Genomic DNA, 24,670 nt, shown 5'->3' on the forward strand with positions numbered 1-24,670 from the left:
TAACTAAATCAAACCAATTATTTATGAACTTAATTTTACTCACTCATGGGAATTAACTTTACACACTTTAAGTATAGTTTTGTTCTTCTGGTCCTTTTACTGATAGGGCAATCTTTCAATAACGTATACGCGCAAACGGAGCGTAAAATCTCTGGAAATTTATTAGACAACACAAATCAGCCCATTATCGGCGCTTCAGTTTCTGTTAAAGGGACGAATAAAGTAACCTCTACCGGAGGAGCTGGTGCATTCAGTATTTCAGCAAAAACCGGAGACAAAATCGTTTTTAGTTTTTTAGGTTATCAAACCAAAGAAATAACTGTAGCTGCTGCATCAACCTATCAGGTAATCATTACCGAAGCCAGTTCATCACTTACAGATGTAGTGGTAGTGGGTTATGGTAAAAGCACCAGGAAGGCCTTAACCAGTTCAATTTCTACGGTTAAAGGTGATGATTTAAATAAGGGAGCGATTAGTGATGTTGGGCAAATGTTACAAGGTAAAGTTCCGGGATTAAACATCAGCCGTAGTGGCGATCCGAACAGGAATGCAGCCATTATTATGCGTGGTGCTTCTACCTTACGCGAAGGTGCGCAGTCTCCATTATTTGTAATTGATGGTGTAGTAGGTGCTGACATTTCTATTCTTGCGCCTGATGATATTGCCTCTATTGATGTATTAAAAGATGCTGCCGCTGCTGCAATATATGGTAATAGAGCTGCAAATGGCGTAATTATGGTGACCACTAAAAAAGGTGTTTCCGGCCAAACACAATTATCTTACAGTGGCTACTTTGGTATAGAAAATGTTTCAAACCGATATGAGATGATGAATGCAGACCAATTGCGTGCTTTCCTGGCAAAAAACAATTCTGCATTAACGCCGGCAAATGATAAAGGTGCAAATACCGATTGGCAAAATGAAGTACAACGCAATGATGCGATGTCACACAATCATAATCTTTCCTTAAGTGGAGGCTCAGAAAAAACCACCTATAATGCAAGCATCAACTATTTTAATCAAAAGGGTATTATTAAAACCAGTGGATTAAGTCGGTTTATTGGTCGTATAGGTCTAGAACAAAAAGCATTTAATGATAAATTGAGAATCGGTTTTAATTTAAGCAACTCTGTAAGCGATGCTGATTTGGTTCCTTACCGCAATACGATTCTTTCACAAATGTTAACTTATTTGCCAACTGCACCTGTTAAAAATCCAGACGGAAGTTATTTTGACAATTTGGTTCAAACCAGCTATTACAATCCAGTATCGATGCTGGAAAATGGAAAAGAGAATTTAAAAAATAAAAATATATTAGGAAACCTTACCGCCAACTTAAAGTTGCCGTTTGGCTTTACTTATGATGTTTCTGTTTCATACCAAAACAGCCAGAATGTTTATGGCGCATTTTACAATAGCATATATACTTCACGCTACAATAACGTCAGAAATACACCAGATCCTCCAGCCAATCCTACATTTGTTTCATTAGTGGGACAGAATGGAGTTGCCGTAAGAAATGCTTACCAAAACACCAACAAAATCTTAGAAACCTACCTTACCTGGAACAAAAAAATTGGGGATCATGATATCAATGCGGTAATTGGTTACTCTTACCAGCAATCATTAAACAATGATGGTTTGCAAGCTACTTCTACCAACTTTCCAGTTAATGAAGTAAGCTACAATAACCTGAGCTTGGGCAACCCATATGCGGTAAGTGATTTCAGGGTAAACTTTAATCCAGATGTGGTGTATCAGGAAATTCTGATGATCTCTGATTTTGCCAGAGTAAACTACAACTATAAAAATAAATTTCTAATTCAGGGTTCCATCAGAAGGGATGGTTCTAATGTATTTGGTAAAAATGAGCAATGGGGCTATTTCCCTTCTATTGGTGCCGGCTGGAACATTGATCAGGAAAATTTCTTAAAAAATCAAAATGTAATCAGAACTTTAAAACTTCGTGGAAGTTATGGTATTGCAGGAAATTCATTAGGTTTTGCACCCTTAACTACTAAATTAATTTATGGTGCCGTTGGTCAGTTTTACTATAATGGTTCTCCAAGAGAAGGCGCTTATGGCGCTATCCAGAATGAAAATCCAGATTTACGCTGGGAAAAGACTGCAACAACTAATCTAGGTGTTGACTTTAGTTTATTTGGAGGTAGATTAGGTGGTTCAGTTGATTGGTATAATAAGAAAACAACAGACCTGATTCTGGCTTTTGATGTAGATCAAAATCTCTATCCTTCCGGTCAATTGACTGCAAATGTTGGTAAACTTAGTAATAAAGGTATAGAGTTCGTATTAAATGGTACTCCCATTGCTACTGACAACTTTAGCTGGACGACGGGAATTAACCTTGCGCATAATGTAAATAAAGTACTTACACTATCTGACAGTCAATTTAATATCGATAACAGATTAACTGTTCAACCTGATGGAGCCGGACAAAGTGGTGCTACACTTCAGATTTTGGCACCTGGCCAGGCTATAGGTACGTTCTATACATTTAAATATGCAGGTAAAGATGCCAATGGGGTTTCTCAATATTATGACGCGGCAGGAAATCTTAAAACACAAGGATTATTGAATAAAACAGATTATTATATTTTAGGCAATGCACAACCAAAAGCATTAATTGGTTGGACAAACAACGTAAGGTATAAAAACTTTGATCTAAGCGTGTTTTTTAGAGCGGTTTTAGGTAACAAAATTATGAATGTTACACGTGCCGACCTTTTTCGTCCTAACACTGCACAATTTACAAATATACCTGTTGAAGTGGAAAATGAGTCTGCGGCTGATTTTAACTCATACAAATATTCCAGTCGTTTTATAGAAAATGGCAGTTATTTGAGATTAGATAATGCTACATTAGGCTATACTTTCAAAAAAGGTATAATCCCGGGTATAAATAATCTACGTCTTTACACTACGGCAAATAATTTATTTGTAATTACTGGTTACAAAGGCATTGATCCGGAGATTAATCAGGGAGGCACTGCACCGGGTGTGGATACCAATAACTTTTATCCAAAAACCAGAACATTTCTGTTCGGTTTAAACGTATCATTTAATTAAATCATTAGGAAGATGAACAATCTTATTAAAAATATAACAGGGGTTATTTTTTCACTAACCGTTTTAACATCCTGCCATAAAATGGATTTGAAAGTCGAAACACAGTTGACTCCAGAAACATTTCCGCAAACAGATCAGCACTATATCCAGTTAACAGGTCAGGTTTATGTACAATTACGTCAAAATTGGAGTACCGATTATTTCTTTATGCAGTCGTTAAGTACTGATGAATCAATCATGCCTGCAAGAGGTGGTAACTGGTATGATGGAGCCCGCTTTGAGCAACATCACAAACATAGCTGGGATAAAGATAATGGGCATGTAAGCAGCGGATGGTCTTGGCTTTCTGGCACGATCAGCAAGGCAAACCAAAGTTTGTTCTTACTAAAAAATGCGCCGGAATCAAGCGCTAAGGTAACAGCAGTGGCAGAATTAAGAGCAACAAGAGCGCTAGCATTTTTTATGATGATGGATCTTTGGGGTAACGTGCCTATTGTTACATCCTTCGGAGAAACCACTTCACCGGAAACAAAATCCAGAACTGAAGTATTCAATTTTATTGAAGCTGAACTTAAGGAAATATTACCCAACTTAAGTATCATTACAGGTGCACCAACTTATGGCAGACCCAACAAATACACCGCTTATGCCTTATTGGCTAAAATGTATCTTAATGCCGAAGTTTATACCGGAACAGCACGTTACAATGAAGCCGCTGCCATGTGTGATGCTATTATTTCTGCAACAGGCACGCCTTACAGTTTAGAAACCGATTATAAAAAAATGTTTTTTATTGATAACGGACCTCAGATTAAGGAATTTATTTTTGCTATTCCTTATGATCCGGGTTTCAGTAATGGATATATGTTCTATGCCCGTTATTCTTTACCAAGATCATTACAGGCAAAATTTAGTTTGAAACATACACCAAGCGCACCAATGAGCACATTACCAGAGTATTACGCAAACTTTAATGATCCAAATGATAAAAGAAATGCACAATGGATTAAAGGTTTACAGTTTAATAATAATGGTACACCAGTAACAGTAAGTACCACCAAGAAAGGTTATGATCAATATTACACAGGTTCTGATGGTTCAGCTTCATTAACTTATCAGGTAGATATTACCCCAAATGTTACCTTAAGAGATGTTTCCAGACCATTTGATGCTGGAAATGATGAGCTGGCCTGGAACATGGGTTATCGAAATAATAAATTTTATTGTGACAGTACCTCATCTAACAGAAATCAGAATAATGATGTGCCTATTTTCAGATATTCGGATATTTTATTGATGAAAGCTGAAGCTAATCTCAGAGGCGCTATACCGACATTAGGACAGACAGCATTATCTTTAGTAAATCAGGTTCGTGCAGTACGAACAACTTCACCAGCATGGACTACGGTAACCTTAGAAGATTTATATATGGAACGTTGCCGTGAACTGGCATGGGAGTGTTGGCACCGTAATGACATGATTCGTTTTGGTAAATTTGAAGGAAGATGGGGTTTTAAAACAGATGCACAAACATACCATCGATTATTTCCTATCCCTGCTTCTGCATTGATTTTGAATCCTAAACTGAAACAAAATCCCGGTTATAATTAGCATTAATTCTGACTAAGAAGAACTTTCTCTGAAGACTATTTAGAGAAAGTTCTTTCTCATTGCAGCTTATCTCGAAAAAATTACTCAAATTCATCTCTATGATTAAACGATTACTTTTATTATTTCCATTACTCTACGTTGTTTCGTTACAGGCTCAGGTTTTAACAAAATCTCCGTCAGAAAACAGTCTCACAACCAAATCGCTTATTAAAGAACCTGCCGCCTTAAATTTTATTGCCATGGGCGATTGGGGACGTAATGGTGCAGACCATCAAAAACAGGTGGCCAAACAAATGGGCATTACCGCAGCTGATGTTAAAGCACAGTTTATCATCTCTACAGGTGATAATTTCTATCCAAGTGGCGTAATTAGTCCCCAAGACCCATCCTTTAAATATTCATATGAAGATATTTATACTGATTTTTCACTTCAGTGGGATTGGTATGTGATTTTAGGTAATCACGATTATAAATCCAATCCAGATGCACAGGTAGCCTATTCAAAAATCAGCCGGAGGTGGAAGATGCCAGCTCGTTATTTTGCCAAAAAATTCCCTATCAACGGCGACAGTAACAATCATGTTTTAATCGCATTCATTGATACCAATCCCCTGATTCCAGAATTTTATAAAAATGCAGAATATGGCCCAAATGTTAAAGGGCAGGACACAACAGCTCAAAAACGCTGGCTAGTTAAAACCCTGGAGGATAAAGATCCTTCTATCAAATGGAAAATAGTGGTTGGCCACCATCCCATGTATACCGGAGGGAGCAGAACAGATGGATATGATACTAAAGCCATTAGAAGTTCCCTTAAGCCTGTATTGGATCGTTATGGTGTAGATGTTTACCTTACCGGGCACGAACATAGCTTACAATACATCAAACCAGAAGGCAAAACCCATCACTTTATTTCTGGCGCGGCATCTGAAAAAACACCTGTAAAATTAATTCCTGATGCGCAAATGGTGGCTTCAGAATATGGTTTCATGTTATTTTCTATTACAAATAACCAATTACGTGTTCAGGTATTAAATGATGAGGGTTATATCATCTATAATACCCTGATTAAAAAATAAAATTTTATAACTGGATACCTGCCATATTAATTTATACCAGCAAAATGGACAACTCACCAACCACAGCAGCAGAATTGCCTGATCAGAAAAGCAAACGGTTGATTTCACTGGATGCCTTGAGGGGTTTTGACATGTTCTGGATTGTAAGTGGCGAAGGAATTTTTCATGGGTTGGCAAACGGTGTTAAAGAAAAATATGCTTTGGTGCAAAGTCCTAAAGATTGGACAATTGCCACCAATGAAAATCTATCCACTTTTGAACGGATTTTAATAGGTATCAGCAATCAGTTACACCATTCACCATGGAATGGCTTCACTTTCTATGACCTGATTTTCCCGCTATTTATTTTTATATCGGGAGTATCTATGCCGTATTCCTATCAAAAATATTTCGTCCAAAAAAACATAGGAAATCATTCTTCAAAGCCCATCTATAAAGCTTTAATTAAACGAACACTCATTTTAATCTTGCTCGGCGTTATTGTAAATGGCCTTTTTAAATGGAATGGATATGAAAATACAAGGTTTGCCAGTGTGCTCGCCAGAATTGGACTATCTACATTTTTTGCCGCGTTAATTTATTTAAATTTTTCACTGCCAAAGCAAATTATCTGGTTCTTCGCTATTCTCATTGGTTATTACCTGCTTATGGTTTATATACCTGTGCCCCATTTTGGTCGTGGAGTGTTAACAGCCGAAGGCAATCTTTCCGCCTATATTGATAGGCTTTTATTACCTGGCAAATTGCATCGGGTGGTATATGATCCTGAGGGATTACTCAGCACCATCCCTGCAATCTGTTCGGCAATGATGGGTATTTTTGTTGGTACTTTTATCAAATCTGCCTCTCCTCTCTTCAATACTTCAAAAAAGCTGGCAGGCCTATTTATTACAGGTGTTTTATGCTTAACTACTGGGTTAACTTGGGGATTATTTTTTCCCGTTAACAAAACCATGTGGACCAGCTCATTTGTTCTTTTTGCAGGGGGCTGGAGCATTTTACTTTTTGCAATTTTCTATTACATCATTGATGTAAAATCGATAAAAAAATGGAGTATGCCTTTTGTATGGATGGGTACAAATTCTATTCTCATTTATATTTTTGCGCATGGTTTTCTAAATTTTGAATCTTCATCGCAATTTCTTTTCGGAGGACTCATTAACCAAATACCAGTAGCCTGGCAACAAGCAGGCTTATGGACAGGTATTTTAATCATACAATTATTACTCTTAAAGTTTCTTTACGATAAAAAGTGGTTCCTAAAAATCTAACATGAAATTAAAAATTATATTCGCTGCTATACTTTTCATCCTGACATCCAACCAGGGTTGGTCACAAGATTATCTTGCATCTTCAAATAATCTAATTCAAAGGGTACTACCAAAACTGCATGGCTCCTTTATTACAGAAGGTATTGCCTCCAAAAACGGAATGGATGTTTTCGAGATAGAAAGTAAAAATAAGAAAGTTGTTTTAAGGGGAAGCAGTGGTGTAGCCCTGGCATCAGCCTTTTATTACTACCTCACCGAATATGCACATTGCCAGATCACCTGGAACGGCACCAACCTTAATGTACCTAAAAACCTTCCTGAAGTAACCCGAAAAATAAGAAAAGAAACGCCGTATGAATACCGGTACTACCTTAATTATTGCACCTTTAATTACAGCATGAGCTGGTGGGATTGGGAAAGATGGGAAAAAGAAATAGACTGGATGGCCTTACATGGCATTAATATGCCATTGGCGATAACAGGAGAAGAATATACATGGTATTTACTTTACAAAGAAATGGGTTTTTCAGATGAAGAGCTTAAAAGCTTTTTCACCGGGCCTGCTTATTTCTCGTGGTTCTGGATGGGTAATATAGATGGCTGGGGCGGTCCGCTTCCGGTAACCTGGATGAAAAGCCACTTCGAATTACAAAAGAAAATTTTACAAAGACAACGTTCATTGGGAATGAAACCTGTATTGCCTGCCTTTACAGGGCACGTACCTGCTGCTTTTAAAAATAAATTCCCTAATGCAAAATTAAAAGCAACCAACTGGACTAATGGATTTGCAGACACGTACATCCTGGATTCAGAAGACCCGATGTTTGCAATGATTGGAAAGAAATTCCTTCAAAAGCAAACAGAAATGTTAGGTACCGATCACCTGTATTCGGCCGATACTTTCAATGAAAATGAACCACCTTCTGCCGAACCTGAATTTTTGAGTAAGCTAAGTGCCAGAATATACGACGGCATGTCGGCCGCTGACCCAAAAGCTGTATGGGTGATGCAGGGATGGCTTTTTTATAGCGACAGGAAATTTTGGAAGGAAGCACAAACAGAAGCACTTTTAAAAGCAGTTCCAAATGATAAAATGATTTTACTTGATCTGGCAACAGAAATTGAGCCAGTTTGGAAACGTACTGCAGGATTTTATGGTAAGCCATGGATTTGGAATATGCTTCATAATTTCGGTGGAAACACCAACTTGTTTGGCAGAATGGATGTAGTTGCCACTGCTCCGGCCCAGGCCTTAAATGATCCAAAGAGCGGAAAGATGAAGGGAATTGGTTTAACGATGGAAGGGATTGAGCAAAATCCTGTTCTCTATGAACTTATGATGGAAAATACCTGGCGAACCACTCCTATCGACCTAAATACTTGGTTGCCAAAATTCGTGTTCAATAGATATGGAAACAAAAACCCCCATGCGTTAAAAGCCTGGGAAATTTTAAGAAAAACAGTATATACCGTTCCTGAAAATAAATACATCAGGGATGGTGCAGAATCCATCATACAAGCCAGACCAACTTTTGATTCTCTTACGCGCTGGGCTAAGACAACACTCAATTATGAAGAACGTGATCTGTTGCCCGCCTGGGATGAATTTATAAAAGCAGCACCAACCTGCAAACAAAGCGATGGTTTTCAATATGATATCGTAGATGTAACCCGCCAGGTGATGGCTAATTATGCACTTTCGGTTCAAAGAAAAGTGGTTGATGCCTACAAAAAAAAAGATTCAAAAAGATTTCAGACAGAAAGTCAAAACTTTATTCAGCTCATTACCGATATGGATAAATTACTCGCAACCAGAAAAGATTTCCTGCTTGGACCATGGGTAAGCGAAGCCAGAAAGTGGGGTACAAATGCTGAAGAAAAAGCCCTTTACGAAATGAATGCTAAAGACTTGATTACCCTTTGGGGAGACGCTAAAAATCCGCTTAATGAATATGCTTGCCGGCAATGGAGCGGTTTATTAAATGATTTCTACAAACCCAGATGGGAACTTTTTTTTAACCATGCTGCTCAATCATTAAATGAAAAAACAACTTTTGACCTCAAAAAATTTAATGAAGAAGTAAGTGAATGGGAATGGAAATGGGTAAATCAAAGAAAAGATTATTCGGTGCAGCCTATCGGCAATCCAGTAAATACTTCAATTAAAATGTACCAAAAATACCGTAGATTAATGGCCATAGCGCACCCGTAATTTCATTATTGTTTTGTACTTTACCTAATATCTTAGCACACATAAACCAAATTATTATTAATTACCATGATAGATAAGCATTACATAAAATCTGGGATCATCTTTTTGTTAGTCTTCTTTCAGGTTAACCTGCTTATCTATTTTTCATATGGGCAGCAACAATCACGCATAAAATATGTACAACCATTTTCAGGCACCTCTGCCAGTACAACGATGGCCAGTCAGCATATTGAAGATAAAACCGAAAGGTTAGCGAATACCATACCAGCCGTTGCACCTCCATTCGCTATGACACAATGGACGCCACAAACACAGCTTACAGAGACTAAATGTCTTGCTCCTTACTATTATAGCAACAAGAAAATTTATGGATTTAGGGCAACACACTGGATTAGTGGCTCCTGTACTCAAGATTACGGAAGCTTCACCATCACCCCCATATCTGGTCAGTTAAGAACCAGCTGGAATGAAGTGGCAGATAATTACAGCCATGATAATGAGGTTGCTAGCCCGGATTATTATAGCATTACTTTACCCAAACATCAGCTAAAAACAGAAATTACAGCCACGCTTCGATGTGGAATGATAAGAATCACTGCGCTGAAAAGCGATAGTGTATATATCTTAATTAGCCCAAACAGTGATCAAAATAAGGGTTTCATTAAAGTTGATCAGAAAAAAGGTGAAATCTCCGGTTATAATCCGGTGCATCGGATTTATCAGGGATGGGGACAACCGGCTGGTTTTAGTGGCTACTTCTTTATTCAAATTAAAAAGGCATTTACGATCAGTGGTACTTATACTGAAAGAACCCATTCCAATCAGCCATCCATTAGCGATAAAAAAGATATTGGTGTATTTGCCGGATTCAAACTGCAAAAGGGAGAAGAACTTATTATTCGCTCGGGAACTTCATTCACGAGTATCGCAGCAGCAAAGGCAAATCTGGAAAAAGAATTCAATTCTAATAACTTTGATGCTGTAAGGACAAATACCAAAGCAGACTGGGAAAAGTCATTGGCGCAGATTAAAATCAATGATGGTAATGAGAAAAAGAAGAAAATATTTTATACCGCTTTGTATCATGCTCAGCAACATCCAAGGCTTTTTAATGATGTTGATGGCTCCTATCCCCGCTTTGCAGGCAACTATCAAAACGAAAAGATAAGTAGAGGCAACTATTACGATGATTTTTCGATGTGGGATATTTACCGGGCGCAGTTGCCACTCGTTGAATTATTGCAACCTCAACTGGCCAATTCTTTCGTCAATTCATTAATTATTAAGGGAAGTCAAGGTGGATGGCTCCCCATTTTCCCTTGCTGGAATAGCTATACTGCAGCCATGATTGGCGACCATAGTACTGCCTTTATTGCCTCTGCCTATCAAAAAGGGATCAGGGATTATGATATTAAAGAAGCGTACCGTTTAATGAGACAAAATGCTTTTGAAATGCCAGATTCTGCTGATTATCTGAATGGAAAAGGCAGACGAGGCATTAATAGTTACTTAAAATATGGTTATATCCCTATGGAAGACAGTATTCCAAATGCCTTCCATAAAAAGGAACAGGTAAGCAGAACATTAGAGTATGCTTATGACGATTATGCCCTTTCGATAATAGCAAAAGATTTAGGTAAGCAGAATGACTATAACACACTTTCTAAAAGAGCGTTAAACTACAAAAATATCTTCGATCAGGAAGTTGGTATGGTAAGGGGTAAATACAGTAATGGCACTTGGTATAAACCTTATCTTGCCGATCACCGTGAACCTTATATTACGGAAGGAACACCAAGGCAATATACTTTTTATGTTCCTCATGATATGCCAGGATTAATGACCCTAATGGGTGGCAAAAAGAATTTGGAAAACGAACTTGATTCTATTTTTTTGAAAAAAGAATACTGGCATGGAAATGAACCTGGACATCAGATTCCGTTTTTATATAACTATACTTCCAATCCATGGAAAACGCAGAAACAAGTAACTAAGATTTTAAATGAAGAATATGATGAAGGTGCTGGCGGTTTAAGTGGAAATGATGATGCAGGACAAATGTCAGCCTGGTATGTTTTTGCATCTCTAGGATTTTATCCGGTAGATCCGGTTTCCGGCATTTATCAAATTACCAATCCGACATTTAATCAAACTACTATTTCTTTTAACACGGGGAAGAAATTAGATGTTAAAACAGTTAGGTTAAGCAAAAATGCCATCTACCTTTCTAAGGTCATTTTAAATGGAAAAATACTGCACAACAATGAGATCACGCATCAACAATTGATTAGCGGAGGCTTGCTCACTTTTTATCTTCAGGAAAAACCGCCCTTATCTAAAAAATAACTTGACGTATTGATTTAAGCAAACAGAGATACAAAATCAGCTTGATGAAGTTAAAATCGATTTTTAATGCCTGATAAATATTTGATCAGATGCAATTATATTTTCAAAATCATTACTTTTGCAAAAAATACCCGAAATGAGTATAGGATTATCAGAACAAGAAATATTACGACGTGAATCACTTAAACAATTACGTCAATTAGGTATAGAACCTTATCCCGCAGAAGCTTATGAAGTTAATGTAACTGCTGCAGATATTTTAGCTAATTACGAAAAAGATAAAACTGCTTACAAGACGGTAAGTTTAGCAGGCCGGATTATGGGCCGCAACATCATGGGTGCCGCATCATTTGCCGAATTACAAGATTCAACAGGCCGTATCCAGGTTTATTTAAAAAGAGATGAACTTTGTCCTGACGAGGATAAAACCCTATATAACACGGTATTTAAAAAATTATTGGATATTGGAGATTTTATCGGTGTAAAGGGCTATGTATTTACTACCCAAACCGGAGAAATTTCTATCCATGTTACTGAATTTAAGGTTTTAGCTAAATCATTACGTCCATTACCCATAGTAAAACGTGATGATGCTGGAAATGTATATGACGGTTTCACTAACCCTGAATTGCGTTACCGCATGCGTTATGTAGATTTAACGGTAAATCCAGATTACAAACAGATTTTCATTAAACGCAGCAAGGTAATTAACTCGATGCGTAATTATTTCGATAATCAAGGTTGGATGGAAGTAGAAACACCAATTCTACAGCCCATTCATGGCGGCGCAGCTGCACGTCCTTTTGCCACCCACCATAATACCTTAGATATGCCACTTTATTTGCGCATTGCAAATGAATTGTATTTAAAAAGATTAATTGTAGCAGGTTTTGATGGTGTTTATGAGTTCGGTAAAATGTTCCGTAATGAAGGAATGGACCGCACACATAATCCAGAATACACCTCTATGGAAATTTATGTAGCCTATAAAGATTATATCTGGATGATGGCTATGGTGGAAGAATGTTTAGAGAAAGTAGCTATAGCCACCAACGGATCTGCTGTAGTTAAGGTAGGTGAAAATGACATTAACTTTGAAGGGCCATACGAGAAGCTTACCATGTATGAATCCATTCACAAATATACTGGCATAGATGTTTCTGCCATGACAGAAAATGAACTGATTCAAACTTGTAAGGATTTAGATATTGAAACTGATTCTACCATGGGTCGTGGTAAGTTAGTAGACGAAATTTTTAGCGCAAAGGTAGAGGCTAACTTAATTCAGCCTACCTTCATCACAGATTATCCAATTGAGATGACGCCACTAGCCAAAAAGCACCGTTCAGCTGAAGGCTTAGTAGAGCGTTTTGAAATCTTCGTAAATGGTAAAGAAATTGGAAATGCCTATTCTGAGCTCAATGATCCTATTGATCAAAGAGAACGTTTTGAAGATCAGTTAACACTTGCCGATCGTGGTGATGCTGAGGCCATGGCGATGGACGATGATTTTGTTCGTGCATTAGAATATGGTATGCCTCCTACTTCAGGTCTAGGTTTCGGTATCGATCGTATTGTAATGTTAATGACCAATCAAAGTACCATTCAGGAAGTATTGTTCTTCCCCCAAATGCGTCCGGAGAAAAAGAAAATTGAGATGACTGCTGAGGAAACAGAACTTTATTCACTTATCACTGAAGATGAGCAACATCTTTTAACTGATATTAAAAGTAAGTTAACTGATTGGAGTAACAAAAAGTGGGATACCACATTGAAAGCATTAACTTCCAAAGGGATTTTAAAAGTTGCCAAAACTGATGAAGGATTGTTCCTTTCGCATAAGTAAACACACGCCAGGGCGTAACTGATCTTAACAAAAACATAACATAAAATTAAAAGGCTTGCTAACAACTGTTTAGCAAGCCTTTTCTATATTTACAGCAATTGATAATTAAATCATTGCCATATGAATACTTCAAGTTTAGAAATTAACGAAAGAGAATATTGCATCAAACTGAGTAAAGATGCATTTGATTTAACTTTGGTTCGCCAACTGATTAAAAGAATCCAGGCCGAAGCATTATTTTTCTCCAGATCACAGCATGAAGATGATGATATCTTAAGCAAAAGATCTCAAAGAGAAGAGTTGGAAGGCTACGATAGTTTAGATGATAAATAGGTTAAAGGTTTCGGGTTATAAGTTCCGGTGTAACATCGCAAATATGTGGTAAACCTGAACGTACAACTTCAAACCTTTAACCCTTAATCATTTTAGTCGATATCTAAAGATCCCTCTATCGAATCATCCATTGTTTTTCCGGTTACTACAGAAGCTGCCATTTTTAAGAAAGCAACTGCAGCGCCGTTTTTAGTATCCCAGTAATATCCTTCAGAAGGAATAACTTTGATGAGGGTGATGTTTGGATCATCCTTACCCCCTTGAAACCAGGTTTTAAGTAATGGAGACCAAAGTTCATCTATTTTTGCCTGGTCTCGGCTAATTTCAGAGATCCCATAAATATTAACGAAACCAGAATGAGCACTAGCCTGAAATAAAAGGTGGGTAAATGGATCTGAAGAAATTTCGTCGTTTTTATGACTATCCTTTAAACTCATGAACCAAAGATTTCCTTCATCATCAACCTGTTGAATAGCCATAGGCCTTACTGATAAAGGTACTCCTGTTTTAATGTTCGTACAAAAAAAGCAACTTTCTGCTTTCTCTGCCAAACCACGTAGCTTTTCAATGGCTTCTTTTCCGCCTAAATCCTGAATGTTGCCTTCTTCCTGAGTATTATTTGTACTTCCTTCTTGTGATGTTGCCATAGGTATAAGATTTTCTATAGACTACAAAATATTTTTTGATTTGGTTTTAACTATTTCATAAATGAACTTGATTCGGGATCTTTGCAGATGATTCTTGCCTTAGTATGAAAGTGAGGGTTTATATAATTGATGTACCATCCAACTAGGCCAAACCACTGTTTCTTCGTTCTGCTATTAGACCGGCATGGTCAATTTTTCGGGATAGCAATGACTAAGCCCATCCACTGACTTAAACAGAAAAATTGCGAGCCGGCAACTTTGCTTCTTTGGTTGCCCAAAGAAGAGAGCCCGTCTGGCTAGGACAAAATAAAACCTATTAAAAAACAAGTAATTCCAGTAACCCTAGAATTTAATACAGTGAATGAATGAACTTCCAAATTCCATAAGTTAGAGATGCTCCATACTTCAGCATTACAGCGACCTGTTAAAATTTATTCATCAAACACCCCTCGCCCGTCCTCCTGAACTTGATTGAGGATCTTTGCAGATGATTCTTGCCTTAGTATGAAAGTGAGGGATTATATAAATTGATGTACCATCCAACTAGGCCAAACCACTGATTCTTCGTTATGCTATTAAACCGGCATGGTCAATTTTTCGGGATAGCAATGAACAAGCCCATCCACTGACTTAAACAGAAAAATTGCGAGCTGGCAACTTTGCTTCTTTGGTTGCCCAAAGAAGAGAGCCCGTCTGGCTAGGACAAAATAAAACCTATTAAAAAACAAGTAATTGCAGTAACCCTGGGATTTAATACAGTGAATGAATGAACTTCCAAATTCCATAAGTTAGAGATGCTTCATACTTCATCATGACAGCAAGCGTATTATCGCTAGTGCCATAAAATCAAGTTGAAAGTAGAATCCCCATGTCCTAACCTTCAAACACACTAAACCTCTTCTACAGACAGCACTCTCTTAGCCAATTTACCCACCGTTAAACCCTGAACAATAATAGAGAATACCACTACGAAATAGGTAATTCCTACCAACAAGGGTTTATATGGTCCTTCATCCATAGATAAAACCAAGGCAATGGAAACCCCTCCACGTAAACCTCCCCAAACCAGAACTTTAATGGTACCACTGCTAAATTTGTTTTTAAACGGAATAAGAACCACCGGAATATAAATAGATAAGAACCTGGAGAACAATACAATGATGATACAACATAAACCAATTAACCAATAGTCGGTAATGTTATGAATGATCAGCAATTCAAATCCAATAAACAGGAATAAAATGGCATTCAAAATCTCATCAATTAACTCCCAGAATTTGTTGAGGTAATCTTTTGTAACGGCAGACATTGCTGTTCTTTTACCATAGTTACCAATTACAATCCCAGCAGCCACCATGGTGAGCGGCCCGGAAATATGAATGGAATGTGCTATCAGGTACCCGCCCATTACAACTGACAAAGTAATTAAAACTGAAACTTTATAGTCATCAATTTTTCGCATGGCATTGGAAGCCCCTAAACCTAAAATAGTTCCTAAAGCAAAACCACCCAAAGCTTCCTTAATTAATAACCATGAAATGTTAGTCGCACTGATATCAATATCACTACCTTGTGCCAATTGAAGGATCACAGCAAAGATCACTACGGCAACACCATCATTAAATAAAGATTCACCTGCAACTTTCGTTTCCAGTGACTTACGTACATTGGCATCCTTCAATACCCCCATAACAGCAATAGGATCAGTTGGGGAAATCAGTGCGCCAAACAACAGCGAATAAATAAAAGGAATTTTAAACCCGAAGAATGGTGCAATATAAAAAACCAATGCACCAACAGCAAAAGTAGAAATGACTACACTCACTGTTGAGAATATAATCACAGGTGCCCTTTGCTCTCTTAAATCAACCAGGTTAATATGAATGGCACCGGCAAATAACAAAAAGTTTAACATTGCCCCCATCAATACTTCAGTAAAATCAACATCTTGCAGTAATGTAGAAAAATGATCGAAGGTTTTTGGAAATAAACTACCGGTTAAAACCAATACGATTGAACTGATCATAGCAATGATCATAATTCCTATAGTGGATGGTAGTTTTAGGTATCGGAGGTTTAAATAAGAGAAAAATGATGCTAAAACAATAAGCACCGAAAAGGAGTAATATAATTCCATAATAGTAATGAGTACCGGTAAACCCCCAAAATATTAAAAAATTTCGACTCGTCTAAAATTATATTTAGATTATGACATCGAACACCATTTATGGACATAAAAAAAGGAGACAAATAAATTTGACTCCTTTCTATATAATAAGATATTGAATTAGCGATAACGAACTTGTTGTTGCTTATCCATCATGCCCATCTGATCTTTCATTTGTTTAATCTGATCTGCTAATAACTTGTTCTTATCTGCCTTCTTAGCTTCAGCAAGATAAAGCGTAGCCTCACGTTTATTACGCTTCGCCATGGCAATTCCAGCAAGACTCAATTTAGCCAATGCAATATTATGATCCATTTGCATCCCTAAACTTAAAGCAGTTTTAAAGTATTTTTCAGACTTCATTGGCGCTGTTCTACTTTCAATTAAACCCACCAATAAATTATAATATCCATGTTGAACTTTAATTAACTGACTTTCATAATTGGTAATTCGATCCAGAAACATTTTGGCTTTTGGCATATTGTCTTTTCTTAAAAACCATTGTGCCAATAGCATGTTTTCATTAAAGAAATAAGTTACCAATACAATTATGCCCAGTAAAATGGCCACAATGCCCCAAGGCCAAAAACCGAAAATAAATAAAGCTACTGCGCCACCCAGTAAAGCAAACCCCGCAATTAATCTGATAATATTTGGCATAAATTTTATTCTAATTATTTTTTTTTGCAAATATCGTTTTTAAATGGCAGAATTTAGTTTTTAAAACAATAATTTCATTAAAAATTTCACTCATACAACAATTCTCTTTTTTAACATGAACAAACTCCTATCTATTATATTAATCATATCAGCAATGAATGTTTCCGCACAAGAAGTCAATAAAAAAATACATGATCAGGTTCATAATAAAGATATCCTAATCAACGCCTGCACACGAGAGGGCATGGCAACATTTCCAGAATTTAAGGAGATGTATGAACCATTGTATGCAGCATATACTCCAGACGCTGCCACCATGATTGAATTAAAAAAGCTGGTTAAAAAGGAAAAAATAAAAATCGTTTTCGGTACCTGGTGTGGAGATAGTAAAGTAAATGTTCCAAACTTTTTAAAGATTATGGATGCATTACATTTTAAAGAAAAAAATATTGAATTTATTGCGGTTGACGGAAATAAGAAAGCTGAAAATGGAATCATAGATGGCATGGATATTAAAATGGTTCCTACATTTATTATTTATGATCAAAAAGGAATAGAATTGGGCAGAATTATTGAAGGTCCAAAAACAACACTTGAAGGAGATTTATTGGCTATTTATAAAAAGAAACAATAAACTATCTCTCTCTGATTGAGGTTAATACCCTTACCTATATCGCTTTTAAATTTATTTAATTACAAAGTACAAATTATTATGTCTGCTGCATTAGAACCCGGTTGGTTAGCCGTTTTAGATCAAGAATTTGAGAAAGATTACATGAAAAATCTAAAATCTTTCTTAAAAGAGGAAAAGGAAAAAGGTGCAACAGTATATCCGAAAGGACAAGATATATTTAAAGCATTAAACACCACACCATTTGACCATGTTAATGTTGTTATTTTAGGTCAGGATCCCTATCATGGAGTTGGTCAGGCGCATGGCCTATCATTTTCCGTACAACGTGGCATGACAGTTCCACCTTCTTTAAAAAACATTTATAAGGAATTAGAAAGTGATATTGAAGGCTTTAGGGCACCAAAACATGGAAATTTAATGCATTGGGCAGAACAAGGAGTATTGCTTTTAAACGCCACATTAACTGTTCGTGCCTCTGAAGCCGGATCTCACCAGAATCGTGGATGGGAAATCTTTACCGATGAGATTATAAAATCCCTTTCTGAAAAACGTGAACATATTGTTTTTTTACTTTGGGGAAAATATGCACAGCAAAAGGCTTCGATAATTGATCAAAAAAAGCACTATGTACTTACAGCAGCTCACCCCTCTCCTTTTTCTGCCTATAACGGTTTCTTTGGATCCAGACATTTCTCGAAAGCAAATCAGTTGCTCATCCAGAATAATTTGGCACCTATTGACTGGAAATTACCGGCTTAATGAACGCTTATTTTATTAGTGGTTTAGGTGCCGATAAAAGGATTTTTTCTAGAATCAAACTTGATGAACGGATTCATGTCATTCATGTAGAATGGATTAAACCATTAAAAAAAGAATCACTTCCAGATTATGCAAAACGATTAAGTGAAATCGTAGATGTCTCATCACCATTTATATTGGTAGGTGTTTCATTTGGAGGAATGATTGCCGTAGAAATGGCTAAAACATTAAATCCAAAGCTAACACTTGTAATATCCAGCACCGTTTTAAGTGATGAATTGCCATTTATGTATCGCCTAGTCGGGAAATTTGGTTTAATTAAACTCATACCATCATGGATATTAAAATCATCTAATAAAATTACAGGAAATTATTTTTTTGGGGCAAATACAATCGAAGAGAAAATATTATTAAGCAAAATTATAGCAGACACTAATCCGAAATTTTTGAAATGGGCAATTGGTAGTATTATTACTTGGCAAAACGCAATTAAACCAAATAATCTTGTTCAAATTCACGGTAAGAGTGATAGAATTTTATATTCCAAAGCCGCAAAAGTCGATTATATAATTAATAAAGGAACGCATTTTATGATTTATCAGAATGCAAGGAAGATTTCAGAAATCATTAATAAATTAATCTCGAAGTTCATTTAATCGGTTTTGTCAATGCGAGGAGGAACGACGAAACAATCTCTTTTCAAGAATTAGATTGCTTCACTCCATTACTAAGTCCTACCCTTCGGTTCGCAATTACGAATCCACGAGATGGACGTCTTTGCGAGGAGGAACGACGAAGCAATCTCTCTTGCACAATCCATATTATTAAGTTGCTTCCCTTAATGATTCTAAATAACGATCGCCAGGAAAAGCCCCTTCAGGGGTTTGGGGTTTAATACTCCAAGGGTACAATAGGTTCCTTCTTTGTAGTCGACATGATCATCATCGTTTGAAAAGTTTTAACTACAGAAATTTTACTAATCTTCTCCATAATTAAACGCTCATAAGATTTAATATCCTTCACGTATACTTTTAAAAGGAAATCTGCCTGACCGGTAACATGATGGCATTCTGTAATTTCCTTGATCTGATTCACTTCATCCAAAAAGATTTGAATGGTATTATTCTTATGGAAATCAAGTTGAATCTGGATAAAAGTTTTAATGCCCAAACCAAGTTTCTCTTCATCTACTAAGGCATGATAGCTTTTGATAAAACCAGCTGTTTCCAATTTACGAACACGTTCTAATGTTGGAGCCGGAGATAATCCAATTTCCTGTGACAGTAGCAAATTAGTAATGCGACCATTTTCTTGTAAAATTCTTAAAATTTTAAAATCAATTTTATCTAATTCTGATGCCATATAAATTCAAAGGTATTGAGAACACAAACATAACCAAATAAAATTCTAAATTTTAACATAATTTATCTAATAAATTTTAAAAAATAATTTTTAGATTTACCTAAAAATATAATTAGATAAATATAAATGCAAAGTTTCACTGAGGAGAATTACTTAAAGATAATTTACCACTTAGCAGAAAAAACAGGTAACGTTCAAACCAATGCCATCGCAGAGCAGATGCAAACCAAACCTGCATCTGTAACCGATATGATTAAGAAATTAGCTGAAAAAGGCTTTGTGGATTATATCAAATATCAAGGTGTGACCCTAACCGAAAAAGGAAGAAACGCAGCAATTGAGATTGTGCGCAAACACCGTTTATGGGAGGTTTTTTTAGTAGACAAGCTTAATTTTAAATGGGATGAAGTACATGATGTTGCTGAAGAACTTGAACATATTAAATCTACTGCACTGATAGAAAGGCTTGATGAATTTTTAGGTTTTCCAAAGTCAGATCCACACGGCGATCCTATCCCAGATAAGAACGGGCGCTTTGCGAAAACACAATTTACCAAACTAATTGATTTAAAAATTGGTGATCAAGGCACGATTACAGGCGTAAGTCAGCACAGTTCTGCTTTTTTAAAGCATCTGGAAAAATTGGGATTAACCCTGGGCAAACAAATTGAAATTAGTGATGTTACCGATTTCGATGGGTCAGTAGAAATCCTGATCGCCGGGAAGCAAATCAATATCAGTAGAGAAGTAGCAAAACACATTTTAACAAGCAGTAATGGCAAAAACTGAATCGCTTAGCGAAGTACATCAGAGCGTAAATACGAGTAAAAGAAAAGGCTGGCGACGAATTTTAGCATTTATTGGACCGGCCTATTTAATTAGTGTTGGTTACATGGATCCAGGAAACTGGGCAACCGATTTAGCCGGAGGAAGCAAATTTGGTTACCAGCTGATTTGGGTGCTATTGATGTCGAACCTTATTGCACTACTGCTTCAGTCACTAAGTGCAAGACTTGGCATTGTCAGAGGTTTAGATCTGGCACAAGCCTCTAAACAAGCTTATCCACGTTGGGCCAATATTCCGCTATTTGGCTTAGCACAAACGGCTATCATTGCATGTGATCTGGCAGAAATCATCGGAATGGCTATTGGTTTGCAATTGCTCTTTGGCCTGCCCTTAATTTGGGGAATTTCGATTACTATTTTTGACACCATATTACTATTATTCCTGCTAAATAAAGGCATGCGGGCCATGGAAGGGTTTATTGTATCTATGGTTTTTATTGTAGGTATATCTTTCCTGGTGGAAATGTTTATTGTAGAACCCTCTTTAAAGGAAATTGCAAAAGGATTTGAACCCTCTGTACTTAATGGAGATGCATTATACATTGCCATTGGAATTATTGGGGCAACCGTTATGCCGCACAATCTTTACCTGCATTCATCACTGGTTCAAACCAGAAAAATAGAGCGCAGTAATAAAGGCATTAAAGAAGCTTTGAAATTTAACCTGATTGATACCACCGTTGCCTTAAATCTAGCGTTCTTCGTAAATGCAGCTATCTTAATACTGGCAGCAGCCGCCTTTTATAAAAACGGTTTGCATGAGGTGGCAGAGATTCAGGATGCACATAAATTGCTTTCTAATATCTTCGGAAACATAGCCCCAACCCTATTTGCGATTGCATTAATCGCTGCCGGCCAAAGCTCAACTGTTACGGGTACATTAGCGGGTCAGATTATTATGGAAGGCCACATCAATCTTCGTATTCAGCCTTGGTTACGCAGATTGATTACCCGTTTACTAGCCATTATTCCAGCATTTTTCACCATTTTACACTATGGGGATGATGCGCTTGGTGGCTTACTGGTTTTAAGTCAGGTGGTGTTAAGTTTGCAACTAGGCTTTGCTGTTATTCCATTAATTCACTTCAATTCAGATAAAAATCTGATGAAGGATTTCGCCATCAAAACCTGGGTAAAAGTTTTAGCATGGGCAAGTGCGGTAACCATTATCGCATTAAACGTAAAATTAGTTATAGAAGAAATAAGTGGCTGGGCTCAGAGTGCTAATAACTGGTGGATTTACGTTATAGTGGTACCTGCATTAATTTTTATTGTGTTTTTGCTATTGTATGTCTTTTTCCATCCATTAATTGAGAAGAAAAACCGGGAGAGGCAAATGGTTCCCCATGGCAATGCGCTCGATATTGGTAAAATTGAAAAAATCAGTTATAACAGAATTGGTATTGCAGTAGACTTTTCCAAAAATGATGGCAACACGATCAGGCATGCCCTCATTCAAGGTGGTAAGGATGCACATTATTACTTAATTCATGTGGTAGAAACTGCTGCCGCACGGTACCATGGTCAGGAAGTAATGGATCATGAAACAGAAAGTGATGCCAAAAACCTGGAGAAATACAGAATTAATCTGGAAGATTTAGGATTTGATTCTACACCATTTATTGGCTTTGGAAGCACAGCAAAGGCGATAGCAGAAATCAGCAATAAAAATGAACTGGAGCTTTTAGTAATGGGTGCTCATGGACACAAGGGTTTAAAAGATTTGATTTTTGGAACGACAGTTAACTCAGTTAGACATAAAGTTAACATCCCCGTACTCATTATCCGATAACTTATTTATTGATGACTTTCATTATTTTTTTAATGCCACCATCACCGGAGTTATAAACCAATAATTTATTAGTAGATGAATACAAGTACATTGCAGGATACATTTTTGGAAGAAATGCGGGAATAAACATCTGGTTTTTATCTTGCATCACAGTTACATTCGGCTTTGTATTTAACCCTTTGGCATAGGTATTAAAAAACTGTGGAATAATATAAGCTTCATCCAAAGTGATCAGATAGATATTGGCTTTCTTGAATTGAGCATAATTCGCGTTTAAGGCTTTCATCTCCCGTTGGCAATGCTCGCAGGTACAATCGAAAAGAATAAATAAATTTTGCTTACCCTGTTTTAAATCCTTGTTAGAAAATGATTTACCATCCAATTTGAAGAAAGTAAACTGAGGTAGCAAACTAGGCTGTTGCGCTTTAACCTGAAATGTGATGGCTAGAAGAAGAACTAAGAGAAAGTTTTTAAATTTCATTTTTAAAGTTTAAACCCAAACATAATTGATTTATGAGCAAGATAATCATATTCCTTTCAGCTTTTACAAACAGATGAACTTTCTATTTGTTAATTTAGCCGATGATGATATTGAATAAAATCACGATATCACATCAATTTTTAAGATATTTGCAGCCCGGCAAATAAGTCTGGATAAATGTAGCGCCATTTGCTGCAACCATTAATAACAATACTAGCTTTGAAAAACGACATTAATATAAAAAATAAAAGAGCCTATTTCGATTACAATTTACTGGATAAATACGTAGCCGGAATTGCGCTTTTAGGAACTGAAATAAAAGCAATCAGGCAAGGAAAAGCCAATATGACCGATGCATTTTGCATGTTTATAGGCGGCAACCTCTACGTAAGAAATTTGCATGTTTCTGAATATAGCCACAGCTCATTTTATCATCATGATATTAAGAGAGACCGGGCATTACTTCTTCAAAAAAAAGAAATCAGAAAACTGAAATTAAAAGGCGAAGAAAAAGGCTATACGATTGTACCCCTTCGTATTTTTGTAAATGAACGTGGTTTCGCAAAAATTGAAATTGCTTTGGCACAGGGTAAGAAGGAATTTGACAAACGCGATAGCATTAAAGATAGAGATACCAAACGTGAGCTGGATCGGGCGATGAAAAGGTAGTATTAAGTTTGGAGTTGTGAGTTTAGAGTTTTAAGTCATTAATCTAAAAGGGAGTCGAATAGACCCAATAATCCCTACTAAAGACTCAAAACTCCCAACTATAATTACCATGCTTGATCGCCGACTAAAGGCACAAACCTGAAGGTGTCTAGCACTATTTTTTCATAATCGGTTTCGCTTACCCTGATCACCGTAACCATTTTCTGCGTTTTTTCGTCACCCACCGGAATGACTAAAATCCCTCCGATTTTAAGTTGCTTTAATAAAATTTCGGGAACCAATGGCGCACCGGCGGTTACAATAATCTTATCATAAGGCGCGTGTTCTGCCACGCCTTTGGAGCCATCGCCACAACAGAAAATGGGTTTATAACCCATGCCAGGCAAAACCTGAATTGTACGGTTATAAATATTTTGCTGTCTTTCTATGGTAACTACATTGGCACCAAGCTCCATTAAAACACAAGTTTGATAGCCTGAGCCCGTTCCTATTTCCAAAACTTTATCGCCTTTTTTAATGTGCAGCAGCTCGCTTTGATAAGCCACGGTATAAGGTTGTGAAATGGTTTGTCCATCTCCTATAGGGAAAGCAATATCTTTGTAAGCTTGATTCCAGAAAGTTTCATCAAAAAAGAAATGACGGGGAACCTTACCCATTGCTTTTAATACATGCTCATCTTCAATTCCGCGAGATCGTAACAGTTCTACCAGTTTCTTTCTCGCACCACGCTCTCGGTAATTATCAACAAATTTATAGGCCATGAAGTCTCAAAATTAGCTTTTTTATATGGTGATACAAGATAAAGAAATCCACATTAGCCTAAGTTGCAGAAAATCAAAAGCTAAATATTCTATTCATAAGTTTGGTT

Annotated in this window: 20 protein-coding genes; 14 read left to right on the top strand and 6 right to left on the bottom strand. The window is 36.8% G+C overall.

Annotated elements, in window-relative coordinates; all coding sequences use genetic code 11:
* Nucleotides 1-45 precede the first annotated feature (45 nt).
* From AN34_RS08670 to AN34_RS08705, 8 genes are all read left to right on the top strand, one after another.
* Complete coding sequence (locus tag AN34_RS08670; protein WP_051666347.1) at nucleotides 46-3,087, top strand: TonB-dependent receptor; 3,042 nt, start codon at nucleotides 46-48, stop codon at nucleotides 3,085-3,087.
* Between the two features lie 81 nt (nucleotides 3,088-3,168).
* The gene (locus AN34_RS08675) at nucleotides 3,169-4,698 is read left to right on the top strand and encodes a RagB/SusD family nutrient uptake outer membrane protein (protein WP_231625514.1); all 1,530 of its coding nucleotides are present in this window, start codon (nucleotides 3,169-3,171) and stop codon (nucleotides 4,696-4,698) included.
* 98 nt (nucleotides 4,699-4,796) lie between these two features.
* Nucleotides 4,797-5,777, top strand: a complete 981-nt coding sequence (locus AN34_RS08680) for a tartrate-resistant acid phosphatase type 5 family protein (RefSeq protein ID WP_029284349.1) — start codon at nucleotides 4,797-4,799, stop codon at nucleotides 5,775-5,777.
* Nucleotides 5,778-5,821: 44 nt separating this feature from the next.
* Nucleotides 5,822-7,048, top strand: a complete 1,227-nt coding sequence (locus AN34_RS08685; RefSeq protein WP_051666349.1) for an acyltransferase family protein — start codon at nucleotides 5,822-5,824, stop codon at nucleotides 7,046-7,048.
* A gap of 1 nt (nucleotide 7,049) precedes the next feature.
* A complete protein-coding gene (locus tag AN34_RS08690) occupies nucleotides 7,050-9,260 on the top strand; it encodes an alpha-N-acetylglucosaminidase (RefSeq protein ID WP_029284353.1) in 2,211 nt (736 codons plus the stop codon).
* Between the two features lie 66 nt (nucleotides 9,261-9,326).
* Nucleotides 9,327-11,606 carry a GH92 family glycosyl hydrolase gene (locus tag AN34_RS08695; RefSeq protein WP_036676827.1) on the top strand — a complete coding sequence of 760 codons (2,280 nt, stop codon included), beginning with the start codon at nucleotides 9,327-9,329 and terminating at the stop codon, nucleotides 11,604-11,606.
* A gap of 136 nt (nucleotides 11,607-11,742) precedes the next feature.
* Nucleotides 11,743-13,452 carry a lysine--tRNA ligase gene (gene lysS, locus AN34_RS08700; protein WP_029284357.1) on the top strand — a complete coding sequence of 570 codons (1,710 nt, stop codon included), beginning with the start codon at nucleotides 11,743-11,745 and terminating at the stop codon, nucleotides 13,450-13,452.
* A gap of 120 nt (nucleotides 13,453-13,572) precedes the next feature.
* Nucleotides 13,573-13,785 carry a hypothetical protein gene (locus AN34_RS08705; RefSeq protein ID WP_029284359.1) on the top strand — a complete coding sequence of 71 codons (213 nt, stop codon included), beginning with the start codon at nucleotides 13,573-13,575 and terminating at the stop codon, nucleotides 13,783-13,785.
* A gap of 92 nt (nucleotides 13,786-13,877) precedes the next feature.
* Here the strand turns inward: AN34_RS08705 and AN34_RS08710 are convergent, their stop codons facing one another.
* The 3 genes from AN34_RS08710 to AN34_RS08720 form a co-directional block, all read right to left on the bottom strand.
* On the bottom strand, nucleotides 13,878-14,432 hold the full coding sequence (locus AN34_RS08710) for a pyridoxamine 5'-phosphate oxidase family protein (protein WP_029284361.1): 555 nt from the start codon (nucleotides 14,430-14,432) through the stop codon (nucleotides 13,878-13,880).
* Between the two features lie 889 nt (nucleotides 14,433-15,321).
* Nucleotides 15,322-16,569 (bottom strand): sodium:proton antiporter, encoded by a 1,248-nt coding sequence (locus AN34_RS08715; protein WP_029284363.1) that lies wholly within the window; start codon nucleotides 16,567-16,569, stop codon nucleotides 15,322-15,324.
* Nucleotides 16,570-16,719: 150 nt separating this feature from the next.
* A complete protein-coding gene (locus AN34_RS08720) occupies nucleotides 16,720-17,259 on the bottom strand; it encodes a DUF2892 domain-containing protein (RefSeq protein WP_029284365.1) in 540 nt (179 codons plus the stop codon).
* Nucleotides 17,260-17,374: 115 nt separating this feature from the next.
* On the opposite strand from AN34_RS08720, the gene AN34_RS08725 reads away from it, so the two are divergent.
* The 3 genes from AN34_RS08725 (at nucleotide 17,375) to AN34_RS08735 (ending at nucleotide 19,308) form a co-directional block, all read left to right on the top strand.
* The gene (locus tag AN34_RS08725; RefSeq protein WP_029284367.1) at nucleotides 17,375-17,893 is read left to right on the top strand and encodes a thioredoxin family protein; all 519 of its coding nucleotides are present in this window, start codon (nucleotides 17,375-17,377) and stop codon (nucleotides 17,891-17,893) included.
* Between the two features lie 78 nt (nucleotides 17,894-17,971).
* Complete coding sequence (ung, locus tag AN34_RS08730) at nucleotides 17,972-18,652, top strand: uracil-DNA glycosylase (RefSeq protein WP_029284370.1); 681 nt, start codon at nucleotides 17,972-17,974, stop codon at nucleotides 18,650-18,652.
* Nucleotides 18,652-19,308, top strand: a complete 657-nt coding sequence (locus tag AN34_RS08735) for an alpha/beta hydrolase (RefSeq protein WP_029284372.1) — start codon at nucleotides 18,652-18,654, stop codon at nucleotides 19,306-19,308. Before ung ends, AN34_RS08735 begins: the two co-directional genes overlap by 1 nt.
* 235 nt (nucleotides 19,309-19,543) lie before the next feature.
* On the opposite strand, the gene AN34_RS08740 is transcribed toward AN34_RS08735, so the two are convergent.
* Nucleotides 19,544-20,014: an Lrp/AsnC family transcriptional regulator gene (locus tag AN34_RS08740; RefSeq protein WP_029284374.1), complete on the bottom strand. Its 471-nt coding sequence runs from the start codon at nucleotides 20,012-20,014 to the stop codon at nucleotides 19,544-19,546.
* Between the two features lie 126 nt (nucleotides 20,015-20,140).
* Here AN34_RS08740 and AN34_RS08745 point away from each other — a divergent pair, with 126 nt between their 5' ends.
* Together AN34_RS08745 and AN34_RS08750 are read left to right on the top strand one after the other, a co-directional pair.
* Nucleotides 20,141-20,803, top strand: coding sequence for a metal-dependent transcriptional regulator (locus AN34_RS08745; protein WP_029284376.1), 663 nt, complete (start codon nucleotides 20,141-20,143; stop codon nucleotides 20,801-20,803).
* Complete coding sequence (locus tag AN34_RS08750; RefSeq protein WP_029284378.1) at nucleotides 20,790-22,652, top strand: Nramp family divalent metal transporter; 1,863 nt, start codon at nucleotides 20,790-20,792, stop codon at nucleotides 22,650-22,652. Before AN34_RS08745 ends, AN34_RS08750 begins: the two co-directional genes overlap by 14 nt.
* A gap of 1 nt (nucleotide 22,653) precedes the next feature.
* Here the strand turns inward: AN34_RS08750 and AN34_RS08755 are convergent, their stop codons facing one another.
* Nucleotides 22,654-23,133, bottom strand: a complete 480-nt coding sequence (locus tag AN34_RS08755; RefSeq protein WP_029284380.1) for a redoxin domain-containing protein — start codon at nucleotides 23,131-23,133, stop codon at nucleotides 22,654-22,656.
* 219 nt (nucleotides 23,134-23,352) lie between these two features.
* Between AN34_RS08755 and smpB the strand changes: the two genes are divergently transcribed.
* Nucleotides 23,353-23,802: an SsrA-binding protein gene (smpB, locus tag AN34_RS08760; RefSeq protein ID WP_029284382.1), complete on the top strand. Its 450-nt coding sequence runs from the start codon at nucleotides 23,353-23,355 to the stop codon at nucleotides 23,800-23,802.
* Nucleotides 23,803-23,906: 104 nt separating this feature from the next.
* Here the strand turns inward: smpB and AN34_RS08765 are convergent, their stop codons facing one another.
* A complete protein-coding gene (locus tag AN34_RS08765) occupies nucleotides 23,907-24,563 on the bottom strand; it encodes a protein-L-isoaspartate(D-aspartate) O-methyltransferase (protein WP_029284384.1) in 657 nt (218 codons plus the stop codon).
* Between the last annotated feature and the right edge of the window lie 107 nt (nucleotides 24,564-24,670).

The organism is Pedobacter sp. R20-19 (assembly GCF_000708265.2).
Taxonomy (GTDB): domain Bacteria; phylum Bacteroidota; class Bacteroidia; order Sphingobacteriales; family Sphingobacteriaceae; genus Pedobacter.